Source organism: Streptomyces sp. NPDC001890, assembly GCF_042891445.1.
Classification (GTDB): Bacteria; Actinomycetota; Actinomycetes; order Streptomycetales; family Streptomycetaceae; genus Streptomyces.
Genome location: NZ_JBIATE010000017.1, coordinates 106,360 through 128,814 on the forward strand (window position 1 = coordinate 106,360; position 22,455 = coordinate 128,814).

At 69.9% G+C, this 22,455-nt stretch carries 24 protein-coding genes and 5 tRNA genes; 10 read left to right on the top strand and 19 right to left on the bottom strand.

The window, feature by feature from the left end; genetic code table 11:
* Nucleotides 1-43: 43 nt before the first annotated feature.
* Both thiD and ACFYY1_RS30950 read right to left on the bottom strand, forming a co-directional pair.
* Nucleotides 44-850, bottom strand: coding sequence for a bifunctional hydroxymethylpyrimidine kinase/phosphomethylpyrimidine kinase (gene thiD, locus ACFYY1_RS30945; RefSeq protein WP_388591424.1), 807 nt, complete (start codon nt 848-850; stop codon nt 44-46).
* 49 nt (nt 851-899) lie between these two features.
* A complete protein-coding gene (locus ACFYY1_RS30950; RefSeq protein ID WP_358949535.1) occupies nt 900-1,868 on the bottom strand; it encodes a thiamine-phosphate kinase in 969 nt (322 codons plus the stop codon).
* 324 nt (nt 1,869-2,192) lie between these two features.
* Between ACFYY1_RS30950 and ACFYY1_RS30955 the strand changes: the two genes are divergently transcribed.
* Both ACFYY1_RS30955 and ACFYY1_RS30960 read left to right on the top strand, forming a co-directional pair.
* Nucleotides 2,193-2,426 (top strand): Lrp/AsnC family transcriptional regulator, encoded by a 234-nt coding sequence (locus tag ACFYY1_RS30955; RefSeq protein ID WP_072487263.1) that lies wholly within the window; start codon nt 2,193-2,195, stop codon nt 2,424-2,426.
* A 50-nt stretch (nt 2,427-2,476) separates the two neighbouring features.
* Complete coding sequence (locus ACFYY1_RS30960; protein WP_388591514.1) at nt 2,477-2,929, top strand: DUF3515 domain-containing protein; 453 nt, start codon at nt 2,477-2,479, stop codon at nt 2,927-2,929.
* 51 nt (nt 2,930-2,980) lie between these two features.
* Here ACFYY1_RS30960 and ACFYY1_RS30965 read toward each other — a convergent pair whose 3' ends face one another.
* From ACFYY1_RS30965 to ACFYY1_RS30975, 3 genes are all read right to left on the bottom strand, one after another.
* Complete coding sequence (locus ACFYY1_RS30965; RefSeq protein ID WP_388591426.1) at nt 2,981-4,138, bottom strand: D-alanine--D-alanine ligase family protein; 1,158 nt, start codon at nt 4,136-4,138, stop codon at nt 2,981-2,983.
* 100 nt (nt 4,139-4,238) lie between these two features.
* Nucleotides 4,239-5,249 carry an NAD(P)H-dependent glycerol-3-phosphate dehydrogenase gene (locus tag ACFYY1_RS30970; protein ID WP_388591428.1) on the bottom strand — a complete coding sequence of 337 codons (1,011 nt, stop codon included), beginning with the start codon at nt 5,247-5,249 and terminating at the stop codon, nt 4,239-4,241.
* Nucleotides 5,246-5,998 (bottom strand): lysophospholipid acyltransferase family protein, encoded by a 753-nt coding sequence (locus tag ACFYY1_RS30975; protein ID WP_388591429.1) that lies wholly within the window; start codon nt 5,996-5,998, stop codon nt 5,246-5,248. Before ACFYY1_RS30975 ends, ACFYY1_RS30970 begins: the two co-directional genes overlap by 4 nt.
* A gap of 149 nt (nt 5,999-6,147) precedes the next feature.
* Here ACFYY1_RS30975 and cofC point away from each other — a divergent pair, with 149 nt between their 5' ends.
* Both cofC and ACFYY1_RS30985 read left to right on the top strand, forming a co-directional pair.
* Nucleotides 6,148-6,855 carry a 2-phospho-L-lactate guanylyltransferase gene (gene cofC / locus ACFYY1_RS30980; protein ID WP_388591431.1) on the top strand — a complete coding sequence of 236 codons (708 nt, stop codon included), beginning with the start codon at nt 6,148-6,150 and terminating at the stop codon, nt 6,853-6,855.
* Nucleotides 6,856-6,865: 10 nt separating this feature from the next.
* Entirely contained in the window at nt 6,866-7,069 is a 204-nt protein-coding gene (locus ACFYY1_RS30985; RefSeq protein ID WP_351254779.1) for a hypothetical protein, read from the top strand.
* Between the two features lie 95 nt (nt 7,070-7,164).
* Here the strand turns inward: ACFYY1_RS30985 and ACFYY1_RS30990 are convergent, their stop codons facing one another.
* The 4 genes from ACFYY1_RS30990 to leuC all read right to left on the bottom strand — a co-directional run bounded on the left by ACFYY1_RS30990 (nt 7,165) and on the right by leuC (nt 10,332).
* Nucleotides 7,165-7,833 carry an HU family DNA-binding protein gene (locus ACFYY1_RS30990; RefSeq protein ID WP_388591433.1) on the bottom strand — a complete coding sequence of 223 codons (669 nt, stop codon included), beginning with the start codon at nt 7,831-7,833 and terminating at the stop codon, nt 7,165-7,167.
* A 143-nt stretch (nt 7,834-7,976) separates the two neighbouring features.
* A complete protein-coding gene (locus ACFYY1_RS30995; protein ID WP_072487271.1) occupies nt 7,977-8,204 on the bottom strand; it encodes a hypothetical protein in 228 nt (75 codons plus the stop codon).
* A 104-nt stretch (nt 8,205-8,308) separates the two neighbouring features.
* A complete protein-coding gene (gene leuD / locus ACFYY1_RS31000; RefSeq protein ID WP_388591435.1) occupies nt 8,309-8,902 on the bottom strand; it encodes a 3-isopropylmalate dehydratase small subunit in 594 nt (197 codons plus the stop codon).
* 5 nt (nt 8,903-8,907) lie between these two features.
* On the bottom strand, nt 8,908-10,332 hold the full coding sequence (leuC, locus tag ACFYY1_RS31005) for a 3-isopropylmalate dehydratase large subunit (RefSeq protein ID WP_072487273.1): 1,425 nt from the start codon (nt 10,330-10,332) through the stop codon (nt 8,908-8,910).
* 174 nt (nt 10,333-10,506) lie between these two features.
* Between leuC and ndgR the strand changes: the two genes are divergently transcribed.
* Complete coding sequence (gene ndgR, locus ACFYY1_RS31010; RefSeq protein WP_266729464.1) at nt 10,507-11,223, top strand: IclR family transcriptional regulator NdgR; 717 nt, start codon at nt 10,507-10,509, stop codon at nt 11,221-11,223.
* A gap of 57 nt (nt 11,224-11,280) precedes the next feature.
* On the opposite strand, the gene ACFYY1_RS31015 is transcribed toward ndgR, so the two are convergent.
* Entirely contained in the window at nt 11,281-11,778 is a 498-nt protein-coding gene (locus tag ACFYY1_RS31015; RefSeq protein ID WP_388591437.1) for a DUF4188 domain-containing protein, read from the bottom strand.
* A gap of 89 nt (nt 11,779-11,867) precedes the next feature.
* On the opposite strand from ACFYY1_RS31015, the gene ACFYY1_RS31020 reads away from it, so the two are divergent.
* Entirely contained in the window at nt 11,868-12,509 is a 642-nt protein-coding gene (locus ACFYY1_RS31020) for a MerR family transcriptional regulator (RefSeq protein ID WP_388591439.1), read from the top strand.
* 96 nt (nt 12,510-12,605) lie between these two features.
* Here ACFYY1_RS31020 and ACFYY1_RS31025 read toward each other — a convergent pair.
* From ACFYY1_RS31025 to ACFYY1_RS31065, 9 genes are all read right to left on the bottom strand, one after another.
* A tRNA-Glu gene (locus tag ACFYY1_RS31025) sits at nt 12,606-12,678 on the bottom strand.
* Nucleotides 12,679-12,704: 26 nt separating this feature from the next.
* Nucleotides 12,705-12,776 (bottom strand) — tRNA-Gln (locus ACFYY1_RS31030).
* A gap of 12 nt (nt 12,777-12,788) precedes the next feature.
* Nucleotides 12,789-12,861 (bottom strand) — tRNA-Glu (locus ACFYY1_RS31035).
* Between the two features lie 60 nt (nt 12,862-12,921).
* Nucleotides 12,922-12,994 (bottom strand) — tRNA-Glu (locus ACFYY1_RS31040).
* Between the two features lie 25 nt (nt 12,995-13,019).
* A tRNA-Gln gene (locus ACFYY1_RS31045) sits at nt 13,020-13,091 on the bottom strand.
* A gap of 87 nt (nt 13,092-13,178) precedes the next feature.
* Nucleotides 13,179-13,898, bottom strand: a complete 720-nt coding sequence (locus ACFYY1_RS31050) for an HAD family hydrolase (RefSeq protein ID WP_388591440.1) — start codon at nt 13,896-13,898, stop codon at nt 13,179-13,181.
* A 124-nt stretch (nt 13,899-14,022) separates the two neighbouring features.
* Complete coding sequence (gene gltX, locus ACFYY1_RS31055) at nt 14,023-15,495, bottom strand: glutamate--tRNA ligase (protein ID WP_388591441.1); 1,473 nt, start codon at nt 15,493-15,495, stop codon at nt 14,023-14,025.
* Nucleotides 15,488-16,264: a fumarylacetoacetate hydrolase family protein gene (locus tag ACFYY1_RS31060; protein ID WP_124716171.1), complete on the bottom strand. Its 777-nt coding sequence runs from the start codon at nt 16,262-16,264 to the stop codon at nt 15,488-15,490. The genes gltX and ACFYY1_RS31060 overlap by 8 nt, the downstream gene beginning before the upstream one ends.
* A 130-nt stretch (nt 16,265-16,394) precedes the next feature.
* Nucleotides 16,395-16,580 (bottom strand): hypothetical protein, encoded by a 186-nt coding sequence (locus ACFYY1_RS31065; protein ID WP_388591443.1) that lies wholly within the window; start codon nt 16,578-16,580, stop codon nt 16,395-16,397.
* A 579-nt stretch (nt 16,581-17,159) separates the two neighbouring features.
* On the opposite strand from ACFYY1_RS31065, the gene ACFYY1_RS31070 reads away from it, so the two are divergent.
* The 4 genes from ACFYY1_RS31070 to ACFYY1_RS31085 all read left to right on the top strand — a co-directional run bounded on the left by ACFYY1_RS31070 (nt 17,160) and on the right by ACFYY1_RS31085 (nt 22,435).
* Nucleotides 17,160-20,909: a nitrate- and nitrite sensing domain-containing protein gene (locus tag ACFYY1_RS31070; protein WP_388591445.1), complete on the top strand. Its 3,750-nt coding sequence runs from the start codon at nt 17,160-17,162 to the stop codon at nt 20,907-20,909.
* Entirely contained in the window at nt 20,910-21,332 is a 423-nt protein-coding gene (locus ACFYY1_RS31075) for a roadblock/LC7 domain-containing protein (RefSeq protein WP_003966009.1), read from the top strand.
* 133 nt (nt 21,333-21,465) lie between these two features.
* A complete protein-coding gene (locus ACFYY1_RS31080) occupies nt 21,466-21,873 on the top strand; it encodes a DUF742 domain-containing protein (protein ID WP_030978706.1) in 408 nt (135 codons plus the stop codon).
* Nucleotides 21,854-22,435 (top strand): ATP/GTP-binding protein, encoded by a 582-nt coding sequence (locus tag ACFYY1_RS31085; RefSeq protein ID WP_072487286.1) that lies wholly within the window; start codon nt 21,854-21,856, stop codon nt 22,433-22,435. Before ACFYY1_RS31080 ends, ACFYY1_RS31085 begins: the two co-directional genes overlap by 20 nt.
* Nucleotides 22,436-22,455 lie beyond the last annotated feature (20 nt).

The window sequence follows — 22,455 nt, forward strand, 5'->3', positions numbered from 1 at the left end:
TTTGCTGTGCTCCCGGCCTTTCGCGCCGTGCGCCGGGGAGCCGTCAGCCGGTGCGCGTCCGCCAGCCGTGGTCCACCGGGCCGATCCCGGAGCCCAGCGGGAAGCCCGCCATGATCGCCCCGGTGACGTACGCCTTCGCGTGCCGTACCGCCGCGGGCACGTCCTGCCCCAGGGCCAGTCCGCAGGCGACGGCCGAGGCGAGGGTGCAACCGGTGCCGTGGGTGTGACGGTTGTCGTGCCGGGGGGCGCGCAGCCAGTGCTCCTCGGCGCCGTCCGTCAGCAGGTCGACGGGCTCCCCCGGCAGATGACCGCCCTTGACGACGACCCAGCGCGGTCCGAACTCCAGCAGCGCGGCGGCGGCCCGCCGCATCCCGGCCTCGTCCTCGACGTGGATGCCGGTGAGCTGTGCCACCTCGTCCAGGTTCGGGGTGGCGACCGCGGCGACCGGCAGCAGTTTAGTCCGTACGGAATCGAGCGCCTCGGCGGCCAGCAGCGGATCGCCGTGCTTGGAGACACCTACCGGGTCGACGACGGCCGGGGCGTCGGTGTCGGCAAGAAGTCCGGCCACGGTCTCCACGAGGACGGCCGACGACAGCATTCCGGTCTTGACCGCCTGCACCCCGATGTCGTCGACGACGCTGCGGTACTGGGCGCGCACCGCCTCGGCGGGCAGTTCCCAGGCGCCCTGCACCCCCAGCGAGTTCTGGGCGGTGACGGCGGTCAGCACGCTCATCCCGTGCACACCGTGCGCCAGCATCGTCTTCAGGTCGGCCTGGATGCCCGCACCGCCGCCGGAGTCGGATCCGGCGACGGTGAGGACACGGGCGGGTACCGCAGCAGATATGGGCATACGCCGAAATCTACTGGGGCCTGTTCGGCCCCGATCCGCCGGACAGCCCTCAGGCGTCCTCGATGTCCCCGAAGTGGTCCCAGCCGCTCTTGCTGGTCCACGGCGCCCCGTCGACCGTCACCTGCGGCAGCGCGGAGGGGTTGAGGACCTCGCCGATCACCTTCCAGCGGGCGGGCAGCTTCACGTCCGGCGGGAAGGTGGCGACGATCGCGTGGTCCTCGCCGCCGGTCAGCACCCACTGGAGCGGGTCGACGCCGACGGCCTGCCCGATGTCGGACATCTGCGAGGGGATGTCGATGAGCCCGGAACGCAGATCGATGCGGACCTTGCTGGCCTCGGCGATGTGCCCGAGGTCGGCGACGAGGCCGTCACTCACGTCCGTCATCGCGGTGGCGCCGAGCCCGGCGGCCGCGGGGCCCGCGTGGTACGGCGGTTCGGGGCGCCGGTGGGCCTCCACGAAGGCGCGCGGCGAACGGAAGCCGCGGGAGAGCACCGCGTACCCGGCGGCGGACCAGCCGAGCCAGCCGGTGACGGCGACGACGTCGCCGGGCTGGGCGCCGGAGCGGGTGACCGGCTCGTGGTTGCGCAGATCGCCCAGCGCGGTGATCGACACGGTGATCGTCTCGCCGCGCACCACGTCTCCGCCGACCACGGCCGCGCCCGCGACCTGGCACTCGTCACGGATGCCGTCCATCAGTTCACCGGCCCAGGTGACCGGGAGTTCGGCGGGGACGACCAGGCCGAGCAGCAACGCGGTGGGCACCGCGCCCATGGCGGCGATGTCGGCGAGGTTCTGGGCGGCGGCCTTGCGGCCGACGTCGTACGCCGTCGACCAGTCACGGCGGAAGTGCCGTCCTTCCAACAGGATGTCCGTACTGGCCACGACCCTGCGGTCGGGAGCGGTCACGACCGCGGCGTCGTCGCCGGGGCCGAGCCGTACCGCCGGAGTGGTGGTGAGCCGGGAAGTGAGCTCCCTGATGAGCCCGAACTCCCCCAACTCGCCCACGGTTCCCTTCACCGAGTCTCACCTCTCATCTATCGCGCCGGACGGTCGTCCGGGCTGCTTCGGCGGCCGGGGGTCCGCGCCGTGGACCGGCCGCCGCCCCGGGGAGCGGTCCGCACCGCTGGTCAACGCCATGCCCGTCCCCCTTCCGGACCGCTGCGCTTGCGGTCGCGGGCCGTCACTGCTGTCGGTACTGTCAAGAGATACGTCAACTTGTGTCTTGTGTACGCCACGCTGTGGGCGTCAACGGCCCGCAGGTCTCCCCGCGGCACGCGGCAACGCGATACCGTGGCGTCCCTTTCTCCCCCACATGATCCTCGTGGCCGCCCTGGAGGTTCCGTGGTACAGGCGTACATCCTTATTCAGACCGAGGTGGGCAAGGCGTCGACCGTCGCCGAGACCATCGCCAGAGTTCCGGGAGTGATCCAGGCAGAGGACGTCACCGGCCCCTACGACGTGATCGTGCGCGCCCAGGCCGACACGGTCGATGAACTCGGCCGCATGGTGGTCGCCAAGGTCCAGCAAGTGGAAGGCATCACCCGAACCCTGACCTGCCCGGTCGTCCATCTGTAGCCCCCGTCTACGCTGAGCCGGTGACCTCTTCGCGCCGGCTTTGCCACCCCATGTTCCTCGGCCCGTCCGTCGCCGCGCTGCTGCTGGCCGCGGCGGGCTGTTCCACGACGGACACCGCGGTGTCGATCACGGTTCCCAGCCCGTCCCCGCAAGCCGCGGCCTACTGCCGTGCGCTGCACGAGGAGCTGCCGAAGACCGTTGCCGGACTCGACCGCGGGGACGCCGGGCCGAAGTCCGAACTGACCGCCGAGTGGGGGGACGGGGAGATCGTACTGCGCTGCGGTGTCCCCCGGCCCGCGAAGATGGACGACCCGATGGCGAAGGGGACCGAGGCGGACGGTGTCAACTGGCTGCTGGAGCAGTCCGAGGACGCCGGTCCGCGTTTCACGACGACCTACCGCAAGGCGTACGTCGAGGTGACCCTGTCGGCGGCGTACGCCCATGACGCGAGCCCGCTGGCCGCGTTCGCCCCGGCCGTCCGCAAGACGGTTCCCGGGCTGTAGGGCGTGCGCACGGCGCGCGCGAGCGCACGCCGTGCGGCGCCCGGAACGGACTCAGCGCAGGCCGGTCGGGCGCCTCAACGCGGCCTGGATCAGCCGGTCCACCAGCTCCTGGTAGCTGACGCCGCTCTCCTGCCACATCCGCGGGTACATGGAGATCGGGGTGAAGCCCGGCAGGGTGTTGATCTCGTTGATCACGAAGGTGCCGTCCTCGGTGAGGAAGAAGTCGGCACGGACCAGCCCCTCGCAGGACGTGGCCTCGAAGGCCTCGACCGCGAGCCGCTGCACCTCGGCCGTCTGCTCCTCGGTGAGCGGGGCGGGCACGATCCCGGAGGCCGAGTCGATGTACTTGGCCTCGAAGTCGTAGAAGTCGTGCGAGGTCACCGGCGGGATCTCGGCGGGCACGCTGGCGCGCGGACCGTCCTCGAACTCCAGCACCCCGCACTCGATCTCGCGGCCCCGCAGCAGTGACTCGACCAGGAACTTGGGGTCGTGGCGGCGGGCCTCCTCGATCGCCTCGTCGAGTCCGGAGAGGTCGTCGACCTTGGTGATGCCGATGGACGAGCCGGCCCTCGCGGGCTTGATGAAGAGCGGCCAGCCGTGGTCGCCGGCGAATTCCACGATGCGCTTGCGGGCACTGGAGGGGTCGTTGTCCCACTCGCGGGGCCGGACCACGAGGTACGGGCCGACCGGCAGCCCGAAGGAGATGAAGACCCGCTTCATGTACTCCTTGTCCTGGCCGACCGCCGAGGCGAGCACACCGGCGCCGACATAGGGCACACCGGAGAGCTCCAGGAGCCCCTGGAGGGTGCCGTCCTCGCCGTACGGGCCGTGCAGCACCGGGAAGACGACGTCGACCTCGCCGAGCGCCTTGGGCACCGAGCCGGGCTCGCTGTACACCACTTCGCGGCTGCCGGGGTCGACGGAGAGCACCACGGCGCCCTCGGTGGACTCGGCCAGCTGGGCCACTTCCGGCATCTTCCGGTCCGTGATGGCCATGCGTTCGGGTTCGTCGGCGGTGAGCGCCCAGCGGCCGTCCGTCGTGATGCCGATCGGCAGGACGTCGTACTTGGTCCGGTCGATGGCGTTCAGGACGGCGCCGGCCGTGACGACCGAGATGCCGTGTTCGGAGCTGCGGCCGCCGAACACGACGGCCACACGCGGCTTGCGGAGCTGCTGCTCCGGGCTCTGGGGGAGGTTCTCGCTGCTCATATCGCGTTGAGCGTACCTGCTGGTACCACTGTCGTCAGCGCGGCCGGGGCCACCGGAGCGGTGACCGGGAGGTTCACCTGTCCGCCCGCCCCGCCCGGTCTCAGCGCCGCTCGGGCTTCGCGCTGCGCGACATCAGCTCGCCCAGCGCGACCATCGGCGGCTTGCCCTCGTGGACGATGCCGACGACCGTCTCGGTGATGGGCATGTCGACGCCGTGCCGGCGGGCCAGATCGAGCACCGATTCACAGGACTTGACGCCCTCGGCGGTCTGTTTGGTGACGGCGATGGTCTCCTGGAGCGTCATGCCGCGGCCGAGGTTGGTGCCGAAGGTGTGGTTGCGCGAGAGCGGTGAGGAGCAGGTCGCCACCAGGTCGCCCAGGCCCGCGAGTCCGGAGAAGGTCAGCGGGTCGGCGCCCATGGCCAGACCGAGGCGGGTCGTCTCGGCGAGGCCCCGGGTGATCAGCGAACCCTTGGCGTTGTCGCCGAGGCCCATGCCGTCGGCGATGCCGACGGCCAGGCCGATGACGTTCTTCACCGCGCCGCCGAGCTCGCAGCCGACCACGTCGGTGTTGGTGTACGGGCGGAAGTACGAGGTGTGGCAGGCGGCCTGGAGGCGCTGGGCCACGGACTCGTCCTGGCAGGCGACGACAGCCGCCGCGGGGCGGCGTTCGGCGATCTCCTTGGCCAGGTTGGGGCCGGTGATGACGGCGACCCGGTCCGCGGAGACCTTGGTGACGTCCTCGATGACCTCGCTCATCCGCTTCGCGGTGCCGAGTTCGACGCCCTTCATCATCGAGACGAGGACGGTGTCGGAACCGAGGTGCGGGGTCCATTCGGCGAGGTTGGCGCGGAGCGTCTGCGAAGGCACCACGAGCACGGCGAAGTCGGCGCCGTCCAGCGCCTCGACGGCGTCGGTGGTGGCCCGGACCGATGCGGGCAGCTCAATTCCCGGCAGGTACTCCGGGTTGGTACGGGTCGTGTTGACGGCCTCGGCGACCTCGGCGCGACGGCCCCAGAGGGTGACCTCGCAGCCGGCGTCCGCGAGGACGATGCCGAAGGCCGTACCCCATGAGCCGGTTCCGAAGACGGCCGCCTTTGCGGGGTGCGTCACTTGGGTCCCTTTCCTTCTGCCTTGCGCCGCTGCTCCGCACGGGCCTTGCGGTGGTCGTAGGGCTGTGCGGGGGCCTGCTCGCCCCGCACGATCTCCAGCTGCGCGGTCACCGCGGCCATGATGACCTCGGTCGCCTCGCGCAGGACGTCGGGCGTCGGCTCCAGGCCGTAGAACCTGGAGAGGTCCACGGGCGGTCCGGCCTGCACCTGAAGGGTCTTGCGGGGGAACAGCCGGAGCTTGTTCTCCTTGGCGTACGGCGGCATCGCGAAGTTGGCGCCCCACTGGGCGACGGGGATGACCGGGGCCTTGGTCATCAACGCGACCCGGGCGGCGCCGGTCTTGCCGGCCATCGGCCACATGTCGGGGTCGCGGGTGAGGGTGCCCTCGGGGTAGAAGGCGACGCATTCGCCGCGCTCGATGGCGTCCACGGCTGCCCGGAAGGCGTCCAGCGCATTGGTCGTCTCGCGGTAGACCGGGATCTGTCCGGTGCCGCGCAGCATCATTCCGACAAAGGGGGTCTTGAACAGGCCCGCCTTGGCGAGAAGCCGCGGCACGCGTCCGGTGTTGTACTGGAAGTGACCGTAGGAAAGCGGGTCCAGATAGGAATTGTGATTGACCGCGGTGATGAATCCACCCTCGGCCGGAATGTGTTCCATCCCCCGCCAGTCACGCTTGAACAGAACCACCAGCGGCGGTTTTGCGATCACCGCCGCCAGGCGGTACCAGAAGCCGATTCTGCGGCGGGACACTCGGACACCTTCCTCTAAGGACCTGAACTCTGCCTGGTCACCGACGGTCAAGTCTCGCCCCAGGCCCCTGCTCTGTCGAGAACACCGTACGCCCCGCTTTCGGGACCGACCCTCCAGGTTCTCGCACCGGCAGGCGAGAATAGGCGGCGATGCGCACCGAGGGGGAGATCGCCACGAACACCGACCCGGCCGGTCCTTGGTCCCTGGTCGTCCCGTTGAAGCCCCTGGCGCGGGCCAAGAGCAGGCTGACGCCCGCGACGGGGGCCGAGCTGCGCCCCCTGCTCGCCCTGGCATTCGCCCGGGACACGGTGGCCGCCGCCCTTTCCTGCCCGGCGGTACTGGATGTGGTGGTCGTCACGGACGACCCGGAGGCCTCGGCGGCCCTCACGGCGATCGGGGCGCGGATCGTCCCCGACGAGCCCGACCGCGGGCTCAACGCCGCGCTGGCACACGGAGAGCGGGCGGTACGGGCCGGGCGGCCCCGGGCCGCGGTCGCCGCGCTCAACGCGGATCTGCCCGCGCTGCGCCCGGAAGAATTGGCCCGGGTGCTCGATTATTCCGCCGAATTCCCTCGGGCATTTGTGACCGATGCGGCAGGAATCGGGACGACATTTCTGTCGGCTTCGCCCGGGGTGGAATTGCGCCCGGCGTTCGGCGGCCCTTCCCGGGCCCGGCACCTGGAGTCAGGTGCGGTGGAAATCGATCTGGCCGGCATCGATTCGGTGCGCCAGGACGTGGACACCGGCGACGATCTGCGGGCGGCGCTCACCCTGGGCGTCGGCGCGCACACGGCGCGGCACCGGGGCCCCGGAGCCCCCCGCGCCGAGCCCGCGACGACCTCCTCGCCGGACCGATAGGCTGCCGTCCATGCAGGCGACCTCGTACACCTACGACCCCGAGACCCGCACCGGCAGTGTGCTGCTCGACGACGGCACCCCGGTGGAATTCGACGCCCGGGCCTTCGACGCGGGCGGTCTGCGGCTGCTGCGCCCGGGCCAGCGGGTGCGGATCGAGGGCAGCGGCGAGGGCGCACAGCTGCGGATCACCCTGGTGACCCTCCAGACCTTCTGACCCGCCGGGCGGGACCGCACCCATGACAGCCCGCGGGCCGGGCTCCCCGAGGGGAGCCCGGCCCGGCGCGTGTGAGTAGCCTGCGCTGCTCGGTCTCACTTCTTCCGTGCAGTGGCCTTCTTCGCCGTGGTCTTGCGCGCCGTGGTCTTCTTCGCGGGCGCCTTCTTCGCCGTGGCCTTCTTCGCGGGCGCGGTCTTGCTGGCGGTGGCCTTCTTGGCCGCCGTCGTCTTCTTCGCCGCCGCGGCGGTGGTCTTCTTCGCGGCCGCCGTGGTCTTCTTCGCCGCCGCGGTGGTCTTCTTCGCCGTGGTCTTCTTGGCCGCGGTGGTCTTCGCCGCCGTGGTCTTCCTGGCGGTGGTCTTCTTCGCCGTGGCCTTCTTGGCGGCGGCCTTCTTGGCGGCGGCCTTGGTCGTCGTACGGGTGGAAGGACCGCCCGAGAGGCTGCCCTTGGGCGCCTTCTTCACGGACACCTCGCCGCCCTTGGGGAGCTTCTTCGAGCCGCTCACCAGGTCCTTGAAGCCCTGTCCCGCACGGAAACGGGGAACCGAGGTCTTCTTGACCCGCACGCGCTCACCCGTCTGCGGGTTGCGGGCGTAGCGGGCCGGGCGGTCGACCTTCTCGAACGAGCCGAAGCCGGTGACCGAGACCCGGTCCCCCGCGACAACCGCACGGACGATCGCGTCGAGTACCGCGTCGACGGCGTCGGCGGCCTGCTGGCGGCCTCCGACCTTGTCGGCAATCGCTTCTACGAGCTGCGCCTTGTTCACGTCTTCCCCTTCGGAGACATTGCCAGAACGAAAGTGTTCAAGCGTTTTCGCACGTTAGGCAGATATATACCGCAAATCAAACACGAAACGGGCTAATCACCCTAGTGCCGCAACGAAGTCGACCGCTGCACAGTTCCGCAGAGTCAGTCACCTTCGGGGAATCGGCCCTCATCGAGGTCCTTCATCAACCGGTCCAGACGCCTTGCCGCATCCGGGAGATCGTGCTTAGCCGCGGCCGTGATGACCAACAGCTTCCGGGACAGCGCCATCCTTACGCCCTCCGGGACTTGCAGTGCGCGCACTCTTGTGTGCGCTTCCTTCAATCGGTCGGCGACTTGGCCGTAAAGCTTGAGTTGGCTGTCGCGTTCCATGCACCGATTGTGCCATCTGGGGCGAGTTGTCGCCCGACGGGGTCTCAACAAGCGACTGCGCCCCCTACCAGATGGTGGGGGGCGCAGTCCTGTAAACGCGCTGCTCAGGCGTTAATTGTACGCGGCTTGAAGGTCGGCCTTGCCGCCTCATAAGTCGCGATGTCCGCTTCGTTCTGAAGGGTGAGGCTGATGTCGTCCAGCCCGTTGAGCAGTCGCCAACGGGAGTTCTCGTCGAGCTCGAAGTCGGCGGTGATGCCTTCGGCGCGGACCTGGCGGGCCTCCAGGTCGACGGTGATCTCGGCCGTGGGGTCGGCCTCGGTCAGCTCCCAGAGCGCGTCGACCACCTTCTGGTCGAGCACGACGGTCAACAGCCCGTTCTTCAGCGAGTTGCCGCGGAAGATGTCGGCGAACCGGGAGGAGACGACGGCCTTGAAGCCGTAGTTCTGCAGCGCCCACACGGCGTGCTCGCGGGACGATCCGGTGCCGAAGTCGGGGCCGGCCACCAGGACCGTGGCACCCTTGCGCTCCGGACGGTTGAGGACGAAGTTCTCGTCCTTGCGCCATGCCTCGAAGAGCCCGTCCTCGAAGCCGTCCCGGGTGACCTTCTTCAGCCAGTGGGCGGGGATGATCTGGTCGGTGTCGACGTTGCTGCGGCGCAGCGGGACGGCCCGGCCGGTGTGTGTGGTGAAAGCTTCCATGATTCTCAGACTCCGGCGGGCGTACGGGCGTCGGACAGGTCGGCGGGCGAGGCCAGGTGGCCCAGCACGGCGGTGGCGGCGGCGACCTGCGGGGAGACCAGGTGCGTACGGCCGCCCTTGCCCTGCCGGCCCTCGAAGTTGCGGTTCGAGGTGGAGGCGGAGCGCTCGCCGGGGGCCAGCTGGTCGGGGTTCATGCCGAGGCACATCGAGCAGCCGGCGTGCCGCCATTCGGCGCCCGCGGCGGTGAAGACCTTGTCCAGGCCCTCCTCGACGGCCTGCAGGGCGACCCGGACGGAGCCCGGGACGACCAGCATCCGTACCCCGTCGGCGACTTTGCGGCCGTCCAGGATCGCGGCCGCGTTGCGCAGGTCCTCGATCCGGCCGTTGGTGCAGGAGCCTACGAAGACGGTGTCCACGTTGATCTCGCGCAGCGGCTGTCCGGCGGTCAACCCCATGTACTCCAGGGCCTTTTCGGCGGCGTTGCGCTCCGAGGCGTCCTCGTACGAAGCAGGGTCGGGGACGTTGGCCGACAGGGGCGCGCCCTGGCCGGGGTTGGTGCCCCAGGTCACGAACGGGGCCAGTTCGGCCGCGTCGATGACGACCTCGGCATCGAAGACCGCGTCGTCGTCGGTGCGCAGCGTCTTCCAGTACGCGACGGCGGCGTCCCAGTCCTCGCCCTGCGGGGCGTGGTCGCGGCCCTTCAGGTAGTCGAAGGTGGTCTCGTCCGGGGCGATCATGCCTGCCCGGGCGCCGGCCTCGATCGACATGTTGCAGATGGTCATCCGGGCTTCCATCGAGAGCTTCTCGATGGCGGAGCCGCGGTACTCCAGGATGTAGCCCTGGCCGCCGCCGGTACCGATCCGGGCGATGATCGCGAGGATCAGATCCTTGGCCGTGACACCGTCGGGCAGTTCGCCGTCGATGGTGATGGCCATGGTCTTCGGGCGGGCCAGCGGCAGCGTCTGGGTGGCCAGGACGTGCTCGACCTGGCTGGTGCCGATGCCGAACGCCAGCGCGCCGAAGGCGCCGTGCGTGGAGGTGTGGGAGTCGCCGCAGACGACCGTGGTGCCGGGCTGGGTCAGGCCCAGCTGCGGGCCGACCACGTGCACGACGCCCTGCTCGACGTCGCCCAGGGGGTGCAGCCGTACGCCGAACTCCGCGCAGTTCTTGCGCAGGGTCTCCAACTGGGCACGGGAGACCGGGTCGGCGATCGGCTTGTCGATGTCGAGGGTCGGGGTGTTGTGATCCTCGGTGGCGATGGTGAGATCGAGGCGCCGCACCCGGCGTCCGGCCTGCCGGAGGCCGTCGAAGGCCTGGGGGCTGGTCACCTCGTGCAGCAGGTGCAGATCGATGAAGAGGAGGTCGGGCTCACCTTCGGCGCGCCGGACGACGTGGTCGTCCCAGACCTTCTCCGCGAGTGTCCTACCCATCGCTTTCCCTCCGGCCGGCGTCTTCGCCGGCCCAACTAGAGATTTGGTGCGCCGCCGTCCGGACCCCCGTGCGGGGCGGTGGCTACGGGCCGTTGTGTGGCCGCCAGTACAGGTTCGCAACTTCCGCCGAATATTGAACTTGCGTTTCACAGAGTGAGACGGGAGTATCGTCGTATGGACAACTCTAGCGGCGTCGGCGTTCTCGACAAGGCAGCTCTGGTATTGAGCGCCCTGGAGTCCGGTCCGGCCACCCTCGCCGGGCTGGTCGCGGCGACCGGGCTCGCACGACCCACGGCCCATCGGCTGGCCGTGGCACTGGAACACCACCGTCTGGTGGCGAGGGACATGCAGGGCCGTTTCATTCTCGGCCCCCGGCTGGCGGAGCTCGCCGCGGCGGCGGGCGAGGACCGCCTGCTGGCCACGGCGGGACCGGTGCTCACGCATCTGAGGGACATCACCGGTGAGAGCGCGCAGCTCTACCGCAGGCAGGGCGACATGCGGATCTGCGTGGCGGCGGCGGAGCGGCTGTCCGGTCTGCGGGACACCGTGCCGGTCGGCTCCACGCTCACCATGAAGGCCGGCTCGTCGGCCCAGATCCTGATGGCCTGGGAGGAGCCGGAGCGCCTGCACCGCGGCCTCCAGGGCGCCCGTTTCACGGCGACGGCACTCTCCGGCGTACGACGCAGGGGCTGGGCCCAGTCGATCGGCGAGCGGGAGCCGGGGGTGGCCTCGGTCTCGGCGCCGGTGCGCGGCCCGTCGAACCGGGTGGTCGCCGCCGTCTCGGTCTCCGGACCGATCGAGCGGCTGACCAGGCACCCCGGCCGGATGCACGCCCAGGCGGTCATCGACTCGGCGGCACGGCTCAGCGAGGCCCTGCGCCGCACCGGCTGACGCACCCGGCGCGTTCCCCCGGCCGCCCCAGCGTCGTGGCGGCCCCCTTCCAGCACCTCACTTCGCGGACGAACGGTGTGCGAGCCGGTCCGCCCCCCGACGACCGCGCGCCTCCAGCGGCAGCACCCCGGTCGCCCGGGCCAGTCCGTAGGCCGGCATATCGGCGTAGATCGATTCGTAGCCGCCCTCGGGCACCACGTAGGCCTCGTGCCACAGCCCCACATGCTGCCGGGACTTCTTCTCCTTGCGGTTCATGATCGCCCAGGCCTTGCGGTGGAACATGTCGGGAGCGCTCGCGTACGCGTAGAGCTTCTCCTTCGACTCCCAGTACTGGACGACGTAGTACGTCCGCGGCGAGCCGCTCAACAGCGTGTACCCCAGCAGGCCACGCCCCTTGTCCTTGCCCAACTCCCGCAGCATGCGCGGCATCGCCAGCAGCACGGGCAGCCAATGGTGCACGCCCCAAAAGTGGTTGATACGCATCCCGATGAGCAGGACGACCACCTCCCCCTCGGCCGCGGCGGTGGTCCGTCCCGGTATCGGCTTCGCGAACACGACAGCCCCTTCCTCAATTGGAGAGCGACACTATCCAATGGTTGGATAGTGACACTGCCCAAGAGGTGGCGCAAGGGAAGGCACGGAACATGCGACTCTCGGAACTGAGCGAGCAGAGCGGTGTGAAGACCGCGACGATCAAGTACTACCTGCGCGAGGGACTGCTGCACCCCGGCCACCGGGTCACCGCGACACAGGCCGAGTACGACGCGAGCCATCTGCGCCGGCTGCGCCTGGTCCGGGCCCTGATCCAGGTGGGCCGCCTTCCCGTGGCCACGGCGCGCGAGGTCCTCTCCCACATCGACGACGAGTCGCTGGGCCGGACGATCCGGCTGGGCGCCGCGCTGTGGTCGCTCCCGCACGGCCCGGACCCGGACGAGGAGGCGCCGGAGACGGCGGCCGCCCGTGAGGCCGTCGAGCGGCTGCTGGACCGGCTCGGCTGGGCGACGTCGCAGGAGATCGGCTCCCTCTCCCCCGCGCACCGCTCGCTGGTGTCGTCGGTGGCGACGCTGATCCGCCTCGGCTACCCCTGTGACGTCGATTACCTCGCCGAGCAGGCCCACCTGATGCACCAAGTCGCCGTCCAGGACCTGGACATGATGGAGACGTATCCCACGGAGTCGGAGCAGGTGGAGATGGCAGTCGCCTCGGCCGTGCTCTACGAGCCGCTGCTGATGTCCCTGCGGCGGATGGCCCAGGAGGAGGAGTCGGCCCGGCGCTACGGTCTCTGACGGACCCCGAACGGGCCCGCTCGGCCCCAACGGGCCTCGCAGACAACGGCAAAGGCCCTCCACCGAGGTGAAGGGCCTTTGTCCGTCCTGCTGTTGTACCCCCGACCGGATTCGAACCGGCGCTACTGCCGTGAGAGGGCAGCGTGCTAGGCCGCTACACAACGGGGGCTTGATACTGCTAGTTGCATTTCTGCGCTGGGCTACCAGGACTCGAACCTAGAATGACGGTACCAGAAACCGTAGTGTTGCCAATTACACCATAGCCCATGGTGTTACAAGTACCCCCGACCGGATTCGAACCGGCGCTACTGCCGTGAGAGGGCAGCGTGCTAGGCCGCTACACAACGGGGGCCCTAGCGATCCTGCATCGAGAGCGTGGGTGCGACCCAGATGATCTCGCGGGAAGGATCTGTACCCCCGACCGGATTCGAACCGGCGCTACTGCCGTGAGAGGGCAGCGTGCTAGGCCGCTACACAACGGGGGCTTGTTACTACTTCTGCATTTCTGCGCTGGGCTACCAGGACTCGAACCTAGAATGACGGTACCAGAAACCGTAGTGTTGCCAATTACACCATAGCCCACCAAAACTCAACCCCCTGGAGGGGTTTTGTTCGGCCTGCGCTTCCCGTTCGGATCTTCCGTTCCTCTCGGGCGGCGCAGGAAGAACATTACCCGAAGGTGTCCGACGCTCCAAAACGGGTATTGCCCGTCAGCAGATCGGGCAGCTGATCGAGCCCGCTGATGCGCACCAGCTCGGGCCGTCCGCCGCGTCCGCGCCGGTCCAGCCAGATCCCCATCAGCCCGGCGGCGACCGCTCCACGGGCGTCGATGTCGGGCTCGTCCCCCACGTACGCGACCTCCTCCGGCTCAAGCGCCAGCGCCTCGCAGGCGGCGTGGAAGGCGCCGGCCTCGGGCTTGGAGACGCCGAGCTCCACCGCGCACACCACGGCCTCGAACCGGTCCCGCACGCCGAGCACGCGCAGCTTGCGGTCCTGGTTGTGGATGCTGGAGTTCGACAGCACCGCGTGCCGGAATCCCTCCGCGAGCAGATCCAGGGCCGGCAGCACGTCCGGGAAGAGCGACCAGGCGGCCTCGTAGTGAGCTGCGTGGCGGGCGAACCAGTCGTCGGCCTCGGCATCGTCCAGCGTCCGCGCGAGGAACTCCCGGACCCGGTCCCGGCGCTGCCCCCGGAAGTCCGTCTCCCCGGCGGCGAACCGGGCCCAGTGCACGTCGGTGAGGTCCCGCCACACGACGAGGGCCTGCTCGACGTTCTCGTATCCGTCGGGCAGGCCCTCCTGTTCGAGGTGCTTGCGCATGCCGACGCGGTCGGCGCCGCTGTAGTCGAAGATCGTGTCGTCGATGTCCCAGAGCACCGCGCGGATGACCATGCGGCCAGGCTAGCGGTCGCGTGCCGGGCACGGGAGGGGCCAATCGCGCACCTCGCCCGTACGACGCCCGAGGGGGCGGCCGCCGGACGAACCGGTGGCCGCCCCCTCGGGCGTCGTACGGGCGTTACGCGGCCAGCTTGGCCAGGGCCGCGTCGATGCGGGCGATCGTCTTCTCGCGGCCCAGGATCTCCAGGGACTCGAAGAGCGGCAGGCCGATGGTGCGGCCGGTGACCGCCACGCGGACCGGGGCCTGGGCCTTGCCGAGCTTCAGGCCGTGCTCCTCGCCCGCGGTGAGGATGGCGTTCTTCAGCGCGTCGGCGTTCCACTCGGCGTCGGCCAGCTTGGCGCGGGCCGTGGCCAGGAGGGCGTCGGAGCCCTCCTTCATCGCCTTGTTCCAGGACGCCTCGTCCGTCGCCGGCTCGTCGAGGAAGAGGAAGTCGACGTTGGCCGTGATGTCCGAGAGGACCGTGACGCGGGTCTGGGCGTGCGGGGCGATCTCGGCGAACTGCTCCGCGTCGAAGGACTCCTCGGCCCACGGGGCGAACGGGGCCTTCAGCCAGGGGCCGCAGGCCTCGGTGAACGCCTTCACGTCCATCTTGCGGATGTGCTCGGCGTTGATGTGCTCGCACTTCTTCAGGTCGAAGCGCGCCGGGTTGGCGTTGACGTCCCCGATGTCGAACGCGGCCACCATCTCGTCGATGGAGAAGATGTCGCGGTCCTCGGCGATGGACCAGCCCAGCAGGGAGAGGTAGTTGAGCAGCCCCTCGGGCAGGAAGCCACGCTCGCGGTAGAGGTTGAGCGAGGCCTGCGGGTCGCGCTTGGAGAGCTTCTTGTTGCCCTCGCCCATGACGTACGGCAGGTGGCCGAAGGCCGGGGTGTCCTTGGCGATGCCCAGCTCGATGAGCGCCTTGTACAGGGCGAGCTGACGCGGGGTGGAGGAGAGCAGGTCCTCGCCGCGCAGGACGTGGGTGATCTCCATCAGCGCGTCGTCGACCGGGTTGACCAGCGTGTAGAGCGGGGCGCCGTTGGCGCGGACGATGCCGTAGTCCGGCACGTTCTCCGGCTGGAAGGTCAGCTCGCCGCGGACCAGGTCGTTGAAGGTGAGCGCCTCGTCGGGCATCCGGAAGCGGACGATGGAGGTGCGGCCCTCGGCCTCGTAGGCGGCGATCTGCTCGGCGCTCAGCTCGCGGCAGTGGCCGTCGTAGCCGGACGGCTTGCCGGCGGCGCGGGCGGCGTCGCGGCGGGCGTCGAGCTCCTCGGTGGTGCAGTAGCAGTGGTACGCGTAACCGCCCGCGAGAAGCCGGTCGGCGACGTCCTTGTAGATGTCCATCCGCTGCGACTGGCGGTACGGAGCGTGCGGGCCGCCGACCTCGGGGCCCTCGTCCCAGTCGAAGCCGAGCCAGCGCATGGACTCCAGGAGCTGGTTGTAGGAGTCCTCGGAGTCGCGGGCCGCGTCGGTGTCCTCGATACGGAAGACCAGGGTGCCGCCGTGGTGCCGGGCGAAGGCCCAGTTGAACAGGGCGGTGCGGACCAGGCCCACGTGGGGGTTGCCGGTCGGGGAGGGACAGAAACGTACACGGACGGGTGCGTTAACCACGCTTGATCACCTTGTTGGTGAGAGTGCCGATGCCTTCGATGGTGACGGCGACCTCGTCGCCGACATGGAGGGGTCCGACCCCTGCGGGAGTGCCGGTGAGGATCACATCGCCCGGGAGCAGCGTCATGGCTTCCGTGATGTGGACGACCAGATCCTCGATCGAGCGGATCATGTCGCTCGTACGGCCGAGTTGCCGTTGCTCTCCGTTGACCGTCGCCTGAATGGTGAGGTCGTGGGGGTCGAGGTCGGTCTCCACCCAGGGGCCGAGCGGGCAGGAGGTGTCGAAGCCCTTGGCCCGGGCCCACTGCTTCTCGCGCTTCTGGGCATCGCGGGCGGTGACGTCATTGGCGCAGGTGTAGCCGAAGATGACGTCCTTCACGCGCTCGCGCGGAACTTCCCGGCACATGCGGCCGATGACCACGGCCAGTTCGGCCTCGTGGTGGAGTTCGTTGGAGAAGGAGGGGTACTCGATGGCGTCGCCGGAGCCGATCACCGAGGTGGTGGGCTTGAAGAAGGCGACGGGTACGTCCGGTACCTCGTTGCCCAGCTCCTTGGCGTGCTCCGCGTAGTTGCGGCCGATGGCCACGACCTTGTTGGGGAGCACGGGCGGCAGGAGGCGGACCTTGCTCAGCGGGACCTTGGTGCCGGAGAGCTCGAACTCGGCGTACGGGATGCCCTTGATGATGTCGAGGACGAGACCATCGGGCCCCTCGCCCTCGACGGCGCCGAAGGCGACATTGCCGTCGATGGAGAACCTGGCGATGCGCACGGGATGCTGTCGCCCCTCACTTGCTGGCTGAAGACTGACGCTCCAGGCTAACGCGTCGCCCGTCGGGAACCGCTCCGTCCACCGGGCGGCGCGGGTCACCCGACAGGCTCCGAGGGGGACGGCGTCCGTGCTACTCCGCGGCGGCGGTGACCGGGGCGACCATGAGGACGGTGCGCCGGGGGTTGGCCGTCTGGGTGGGCAGTTCCACGGCGTGCTCCGGCTGCTCCGGCGTCCGCGGACCGTCGGCGCCGTCGAGGTGCGCCAGCGTGGTGCGCCGGGGGTTGGCAATGTTGCGGAACATCATCGTCGTCTTCATCTGCCGTTCGGACCCTGTCGGTACGGGCGCCGCCCGGAGGGGCGCCGGTTGTCGGATTTGCCATCCCTGTAAAGCGTCAGGCTAAACATCCGATTCCCTCCGGAAGCCCGGAAGAGACGACGATCATCATGTGAGTTTGCTCACGAACCGACAGACAATTCCCCCATTCCAGGCAGTCGATCGGGTCGACAGAAACGGACATTCCGTAACTGAATCAGCTATTCCGCTCCTGATCATGTCGACTGGGACACCTCTTGTGCTTCATCGATTCGCCGGTAATCATCCTTTTTATCCATGATCACGGTCCACGGCTTGTTACTCAGTCATCACAACGCGTCACCCGGGTCACGGCCCGGCACGGGGCCCTTGTTGGAGATCCGGCACTGTGCTGGAATTCCACGCACCGCCGCGGGTTTCAAGCCGGCGCGCAGGGGGCGCAACGGAGCGCCGAGTGGCGGCGGAAAGGGGAAGGACGCCGGTCACTCACGACCACCATGGGGCGGGTACAACGCCCCACGACGCCGACACCGTCCGACCGCCCAGCGCGGGGGGACGCCTGGTCCAGAGGTTGCGACGCTAGTGCAGGGACGTTTCAAGAGGGATGGCAGCGCTGCGGCGGAGCAGGAGCCGCACGGCGGGACCGACCGCGGCTCCTCGGCCCAGCACGCCCAGAACCCCGGGCCTGCCGCGGCCGGCGACAGCGGCGACCGTGCTCAGCGACCCGATGCCGCGGCGAACGGCGACGTCGATCCGATCGCGTCGCCCAAGTCCCGGGGCCCCGTCAGCACCGGCTCGCGAGTCGCCCTTCGCAACTGGCGCATCAGCACCCGTCTGGTCTCCCTGCTCGCCCTTCCCGTGGTCGCGGCGACCACGCTGGGTGGTCTGCGGATCAACGAGTCCATGAACGACATCCAGCAGCTGGATCACATGCAGCTGCTGACGAACATGACGAAGCAGGCGACGTCGCTCGCCCAGGCGCTCCAGCAGGAGCGCGACCAGTCGGCCGGTCCGCTGGCCAACGGGGTGAAGGCCGACGACTTCAAGGTCACCGAGCCCCGCAAGAAGACCGACCGGGCGAAGACCGCCTTCCTCGACGCGACGACCTCGATCGGCGATCCCTCCGGCGACGAGGCCCTCGAAGGCATCTTCGCCAGCGTCAACCAGATCGCGAGCCAGCTCGCCGAGATCCGCGACATCCGCAAGGCGGCGTACGCCAAGGGCAGCCCGAGCCTTCAGACCGTCGACCAGTACAGCCAGCTGATCACCTCGCTGCTGAGCCTCTCGCAGGACATGGCGCAGGCGACCAGCAACTCGGAGATGATCAAGCGGACCCGGGCGCTGGCGGCCTTCTCCTCCGCCAAGGAGTACGCCTCGGTCCAGCGCGCGATCATCGCCGCGGCCCTGCCCGGCGGGAACGACAAGCAGCCGCACCTCGACGAGAACGACAAGCAGTTCGGCCGCGCCGCGCTGCGCAAGGAGCGGTCGGCGCTCAACTCCTTCAAGGCCGTGTACAAGGCGACCGGCAACAACGCCGATGAGCTGACCGCCACGCTGGACGAGGGCAACCCCGAGATCAAGGCCGCCGACGCCTACGCCAGGAAGGTGCTGGAGGGCCCCGCGGGCATGACCGGCACCGCGCGGCGTTCCTACCTGGACTGGTACGACCAGAGCTCGACCAAGATCCAGGCGATGAAGACCATCGAGGAGACCCTCCTCAGCGACATGGAGGGCAAGGCCCGCGAGCTCCGCGACGAGTCGAAGCGCGAAGCGATCATCAGCGGTGCGCTCATCCTGCTGGTGCTCGGCGTCTCGCTGGTCGGTGCCTTCGTCGTCGCCCGGTCGATGATCCGTTCGCTGCGACGGCTGCAGGACACGGCCACCCGGGTCGCCCAGGACCGGCTGCCCGAGCTCGTCAAGCAGCTCTCCGAGGCCGACCCGCAGGACGTGGACACCTCGGTCGAGTCCGTCGGTGTGCACTCCCGGGACGAGATCGGCCAGGTGGCCGCGGCCTTCGACGACGTGCACCGCGAGGCCGTCCGTCTCGCCGCCGAGCAGGCCCTGCTCCGGGGCAACGTCAACGCGATGTTCACCAACCTCTCGCGCCGCAGCCAGGGCCTCATCCAGCGTCAGCTCTCGCTCATCTCCGAACTGGAGTCGCGCGAGGCCGACCCGGACCAGCTCTCCTCGCTCTTCAAGCTCGACCACCTCGCGACCCGTATGCGCCGTAACGGCGAGAACCTCCTCGTCCTCGCGGGCGAGGAACCGGGCCGCCGGTGGACCCGCCCCGTCCCGCTGGTCGACGTGCTCCGTGCCGCCGCCTCCGAGGTGGAGCAGTACGAGCGCATCGAACTGGCCGCGGTGCCCGCCACCGAGGTGGCCGGCCGCGTGGTCAACGACCTCGTGCACCTGCTCGCCGAGCTGCTGGAGAACGCCACGTCGTTCTCCTCGCCGCAGACCAAGGTCCGGGTCACCGGTCACGCGCTGCCCGACGGGCGGGTGCTGGTCGAGATCCACGACACCGGCATCGGCCTCTCCCCCGAGGACCTCGCCGCGATCAACGAGCGGCTCGCCTCGCCGCCCACCGTGGACGTCTCGGTCTCCCGCCGCATGGGTCTGTTCGTGGTCGGCCGGCTGTCCCTGCGTCACGGCATCCGGATCCAGCTGCGGCCCTCCGACTCCGGCGGCACGACCGCGCTGGTCATGCTGCCCGTCGATGTCGCGCACGGCGGCAAGCAGCCGGCTCCCAAGCAGGTTCCCGGGCAGCAGTCCGGTGCCCCGGGCGGTCTCCTCGGCGGCGGTCCGGCCGGTGCGGGCAACAGCTCCCGTCCCGGCCTCGGCGGCCCCGCGTCGGGCCCGGCGGGCCGTCTCGCCTCGGGTCCCGGTGCCTCGCGCGGTCAGGTCGGTGCGGGCTCCACGCCGCGTGCCGCGCTGCCCTCGCGCGACGGCGGCCCCCGCCACCAGGCGGGCCAGCAGAACCAGTCGAACCAGCAGGGCCAGCAGAACGCCGGGTTCCAGTCCGCCGGGCTGTCCGGCACCGGGCCGCAGGGCGCCTCCCGCCCGGAGCCGCAGCGTCAGGGCGGCGGCCTCGCCGGCGCCTTCGGCAACGGTGCCCGCCTCGGCGCCCGCGGCCAGGGCGACGGACCGGGCCGCACGGATTCGGGCGGTCCCGACCTGTTCGGCCAGAACCGCCAGGGTTCGGACCGCCAGGACCAGAACCGTCAGGGCCAGGACCAGAACGGCCCGCAGGGCCGCCCGAACGGGCCCACCCCGTGGCAGCCGTCCCAGCCGCAGCAGGCCCGGCAGAACCCGGCCGGCCAGGACGGCCCCGGCCGTCAGCTGCCCCCGGTCGGCGGCCCCCGTGCCGAGCTGCCCGGCGGCAACCCGCAGCCGCAGCGTCCGCAGACCACCAGCTGGGGCACCGAGGAGCCGTCCGCGCCGCGGCACACTCCGCTGGACGCCCCGCGCGGTCACGAGGACCCCGAGTCCACCGGCCAGTTCCAGCGGCCGATGAACCCTCCACTCGCGCCGCGGGCGCCCATGGACGACCGGCAGGGCCCCGGCTCCACCGCCGAGTTCGCCCGCCCGGACTTCTCGGCCCCGGCCCCGCAGTCCTACGGCTCGCAGGACCCGTCCGCGCAGGACCCGGCGAGCACCGCGCAGTTCGCCCGTCCCGACTTCGGCCAGCCGCAGCCCGCACGGGCGCAGGACCAGGGTCTGCCGGCCCCTCGCCGGGACGACGAGGACTTCGGCGCCCCGCGGACGCCCACGGCGCCCACCGGTGACGCGCAGTACCGTCCGGTCCTGCCGGCGCAGCCGCAGCCCGAGGCGCTGCCTCCGGCGGCCGGTCCCGGGGACGGTCGTACCCCGCTGTACGACACCCTGGAGACGAACTGGTTCCACGGCCCGCAGCAGGGCGGCCAGCAGCCGCCCGCCGAGCCGCAGGCGCCCTCGTCCCTCCCCCAGCGGCCGACCGGCCCGGAGGCTCCCGCGGCACCGCGCCGCGAGGGAAGCGACCCGGGCGGCACCACAAGTTCCTGGCGCCCCTCGCCGAACGACGAACTCGTACGGCAGGCGGAGCGGGTCAAGAAGCCCGCGGCAGGCGGAGTCACCACCTCCGGACTGCCGCGCCGTGTGCCTCGCGCCAACCTGGTGCCGGGTACCGCACAGCAGCAGAACCATCAGTCCGGTCCTCAGGTGTCACGCGCCCCCGACGATGTACGCGGGCGGTTGACCAATCTCCGCCGGGGCATCCAGCAAGGGCGGCAGGCCAACAACAGCCAGTCGACCGGCAGTTTCCCACTCGGCCCCACTCACCAGCAGGAGCGTTAGTTGAGCCCGATGAGTCAGGCCGCGCAGAATCTGAACTGGTTGATCACCAACTTCGTGGACAACACCCCCGGGGTGTCGCACACGGTGGTGGTCTCCGCCGACGGACTCCTGCTGGCCATGTCCGAAGGATTTCCCCGTGACCGCGCCGACCAGCTGGCGGCCGTCGCCTCCGGGCTGACCTCGCTGACCGCGGGTGCCTCCCGGATCTTCGAAGGCGGCGCCGTCAGCCAGACCGTGGTGGAGATGGAACGCGGGTTCCTCTTCCTGATGTCCATCTCGGACGGTTCCTCACTGGCCGTTCTCGCCCACCCGGACGCCGACATCGGTCTGGTCGGGTACGAGATGGCTCTGCTGGTCGACCGTGCGGGCACCGTCCTCACCCCCGACCTCCGTGCCGAACTCCAGGGCAGCCTGCTCCACTAGGCGGCCACGGATCGATGACAGACTCGATTGCCCCAGGTAATGCCCATATCCCTCACCCGTCAGGCCGCTTAGAGCCCCCCACCGGCCCCTTCAGACGGCAAGCCGACGTACTGCTGTCACGCCCGGAGGATTCATGACCCCGCCACCCGCCTCACCCGATCCGTACGGCGCACTGCACCACGCGTCGTACGAAGGTGAAGGCGACCAGCCACTGGTCCGCCCGTACGCCATGACCGGTGGCCGGACCCGGCCCCGCTATCAGCTCGCCATAGAGGCACTGGTCTCCACCACGGCCGACCCCGCGCATCTGGGAACCCTGCTCCCCGAGCACCAGCGGATCTGCCACCTCTGCCGTGAGGTGAAGTCGGTGGCCGAGGTGTCGGCGCTGCTGTCGATGCCGCTCGGTGTGGCCCGGATTCTCGTCGCGGACCTGGCGGAAGCCGGCATGGTGGCCATCCACCAGCCGGGCAATGGAGAGGCCGGCGGCGCGCCGGATGTGACACTGCTCGAAAGGGTGCTCAGTGGACTTCGCAAGCTCTAGCGGCGGTGCGGCCCGTGCCACCACCTCGGCGAAGATCGTGGTGGCAGGGGGCTTCGGCGTGGGTAAGACCACGTTCGTCGGTGCCGTCTCGGAGATCAACCCGTTGCGTACGGAGGCCGTGATGACGTCCGCGTCCGCGGGCATCGACGACCTGACGCACACCGGGGGCAAGACGACGACGACCGTCGCCATGGACTTCGGTCGTATCACCCTGGACCAGGACCTGATCCTGTACCTCTTCGGTACGCCCGGTCAGGACCGCTTCTGGTTCATGTGGGACGACCTGGTCCGCGGCGCCATCGGCGCCGTCGTCCTCGTCGACACCCGCCGCCTCGCCGACTGCTTCCCCGCCGTCGACTACTTCGAGAACAGCGGCCTCCCCTTCGTCATCGCCCTCAACGGCTTCGACGGACACCAGCCCTACACCCCCGACGAGGTCCGCGAGGCCCTTCAGATCGGCCCGGACACCCCGATCATCACGACGGACGCGCGGCACCGCGCGGACGCCAAGAGCGGTCTGATCACGCTCGTGGAGCACGCCCTCATGGCCCGGCTCAAGTAGTCACAAGTCGGTATTGCCAT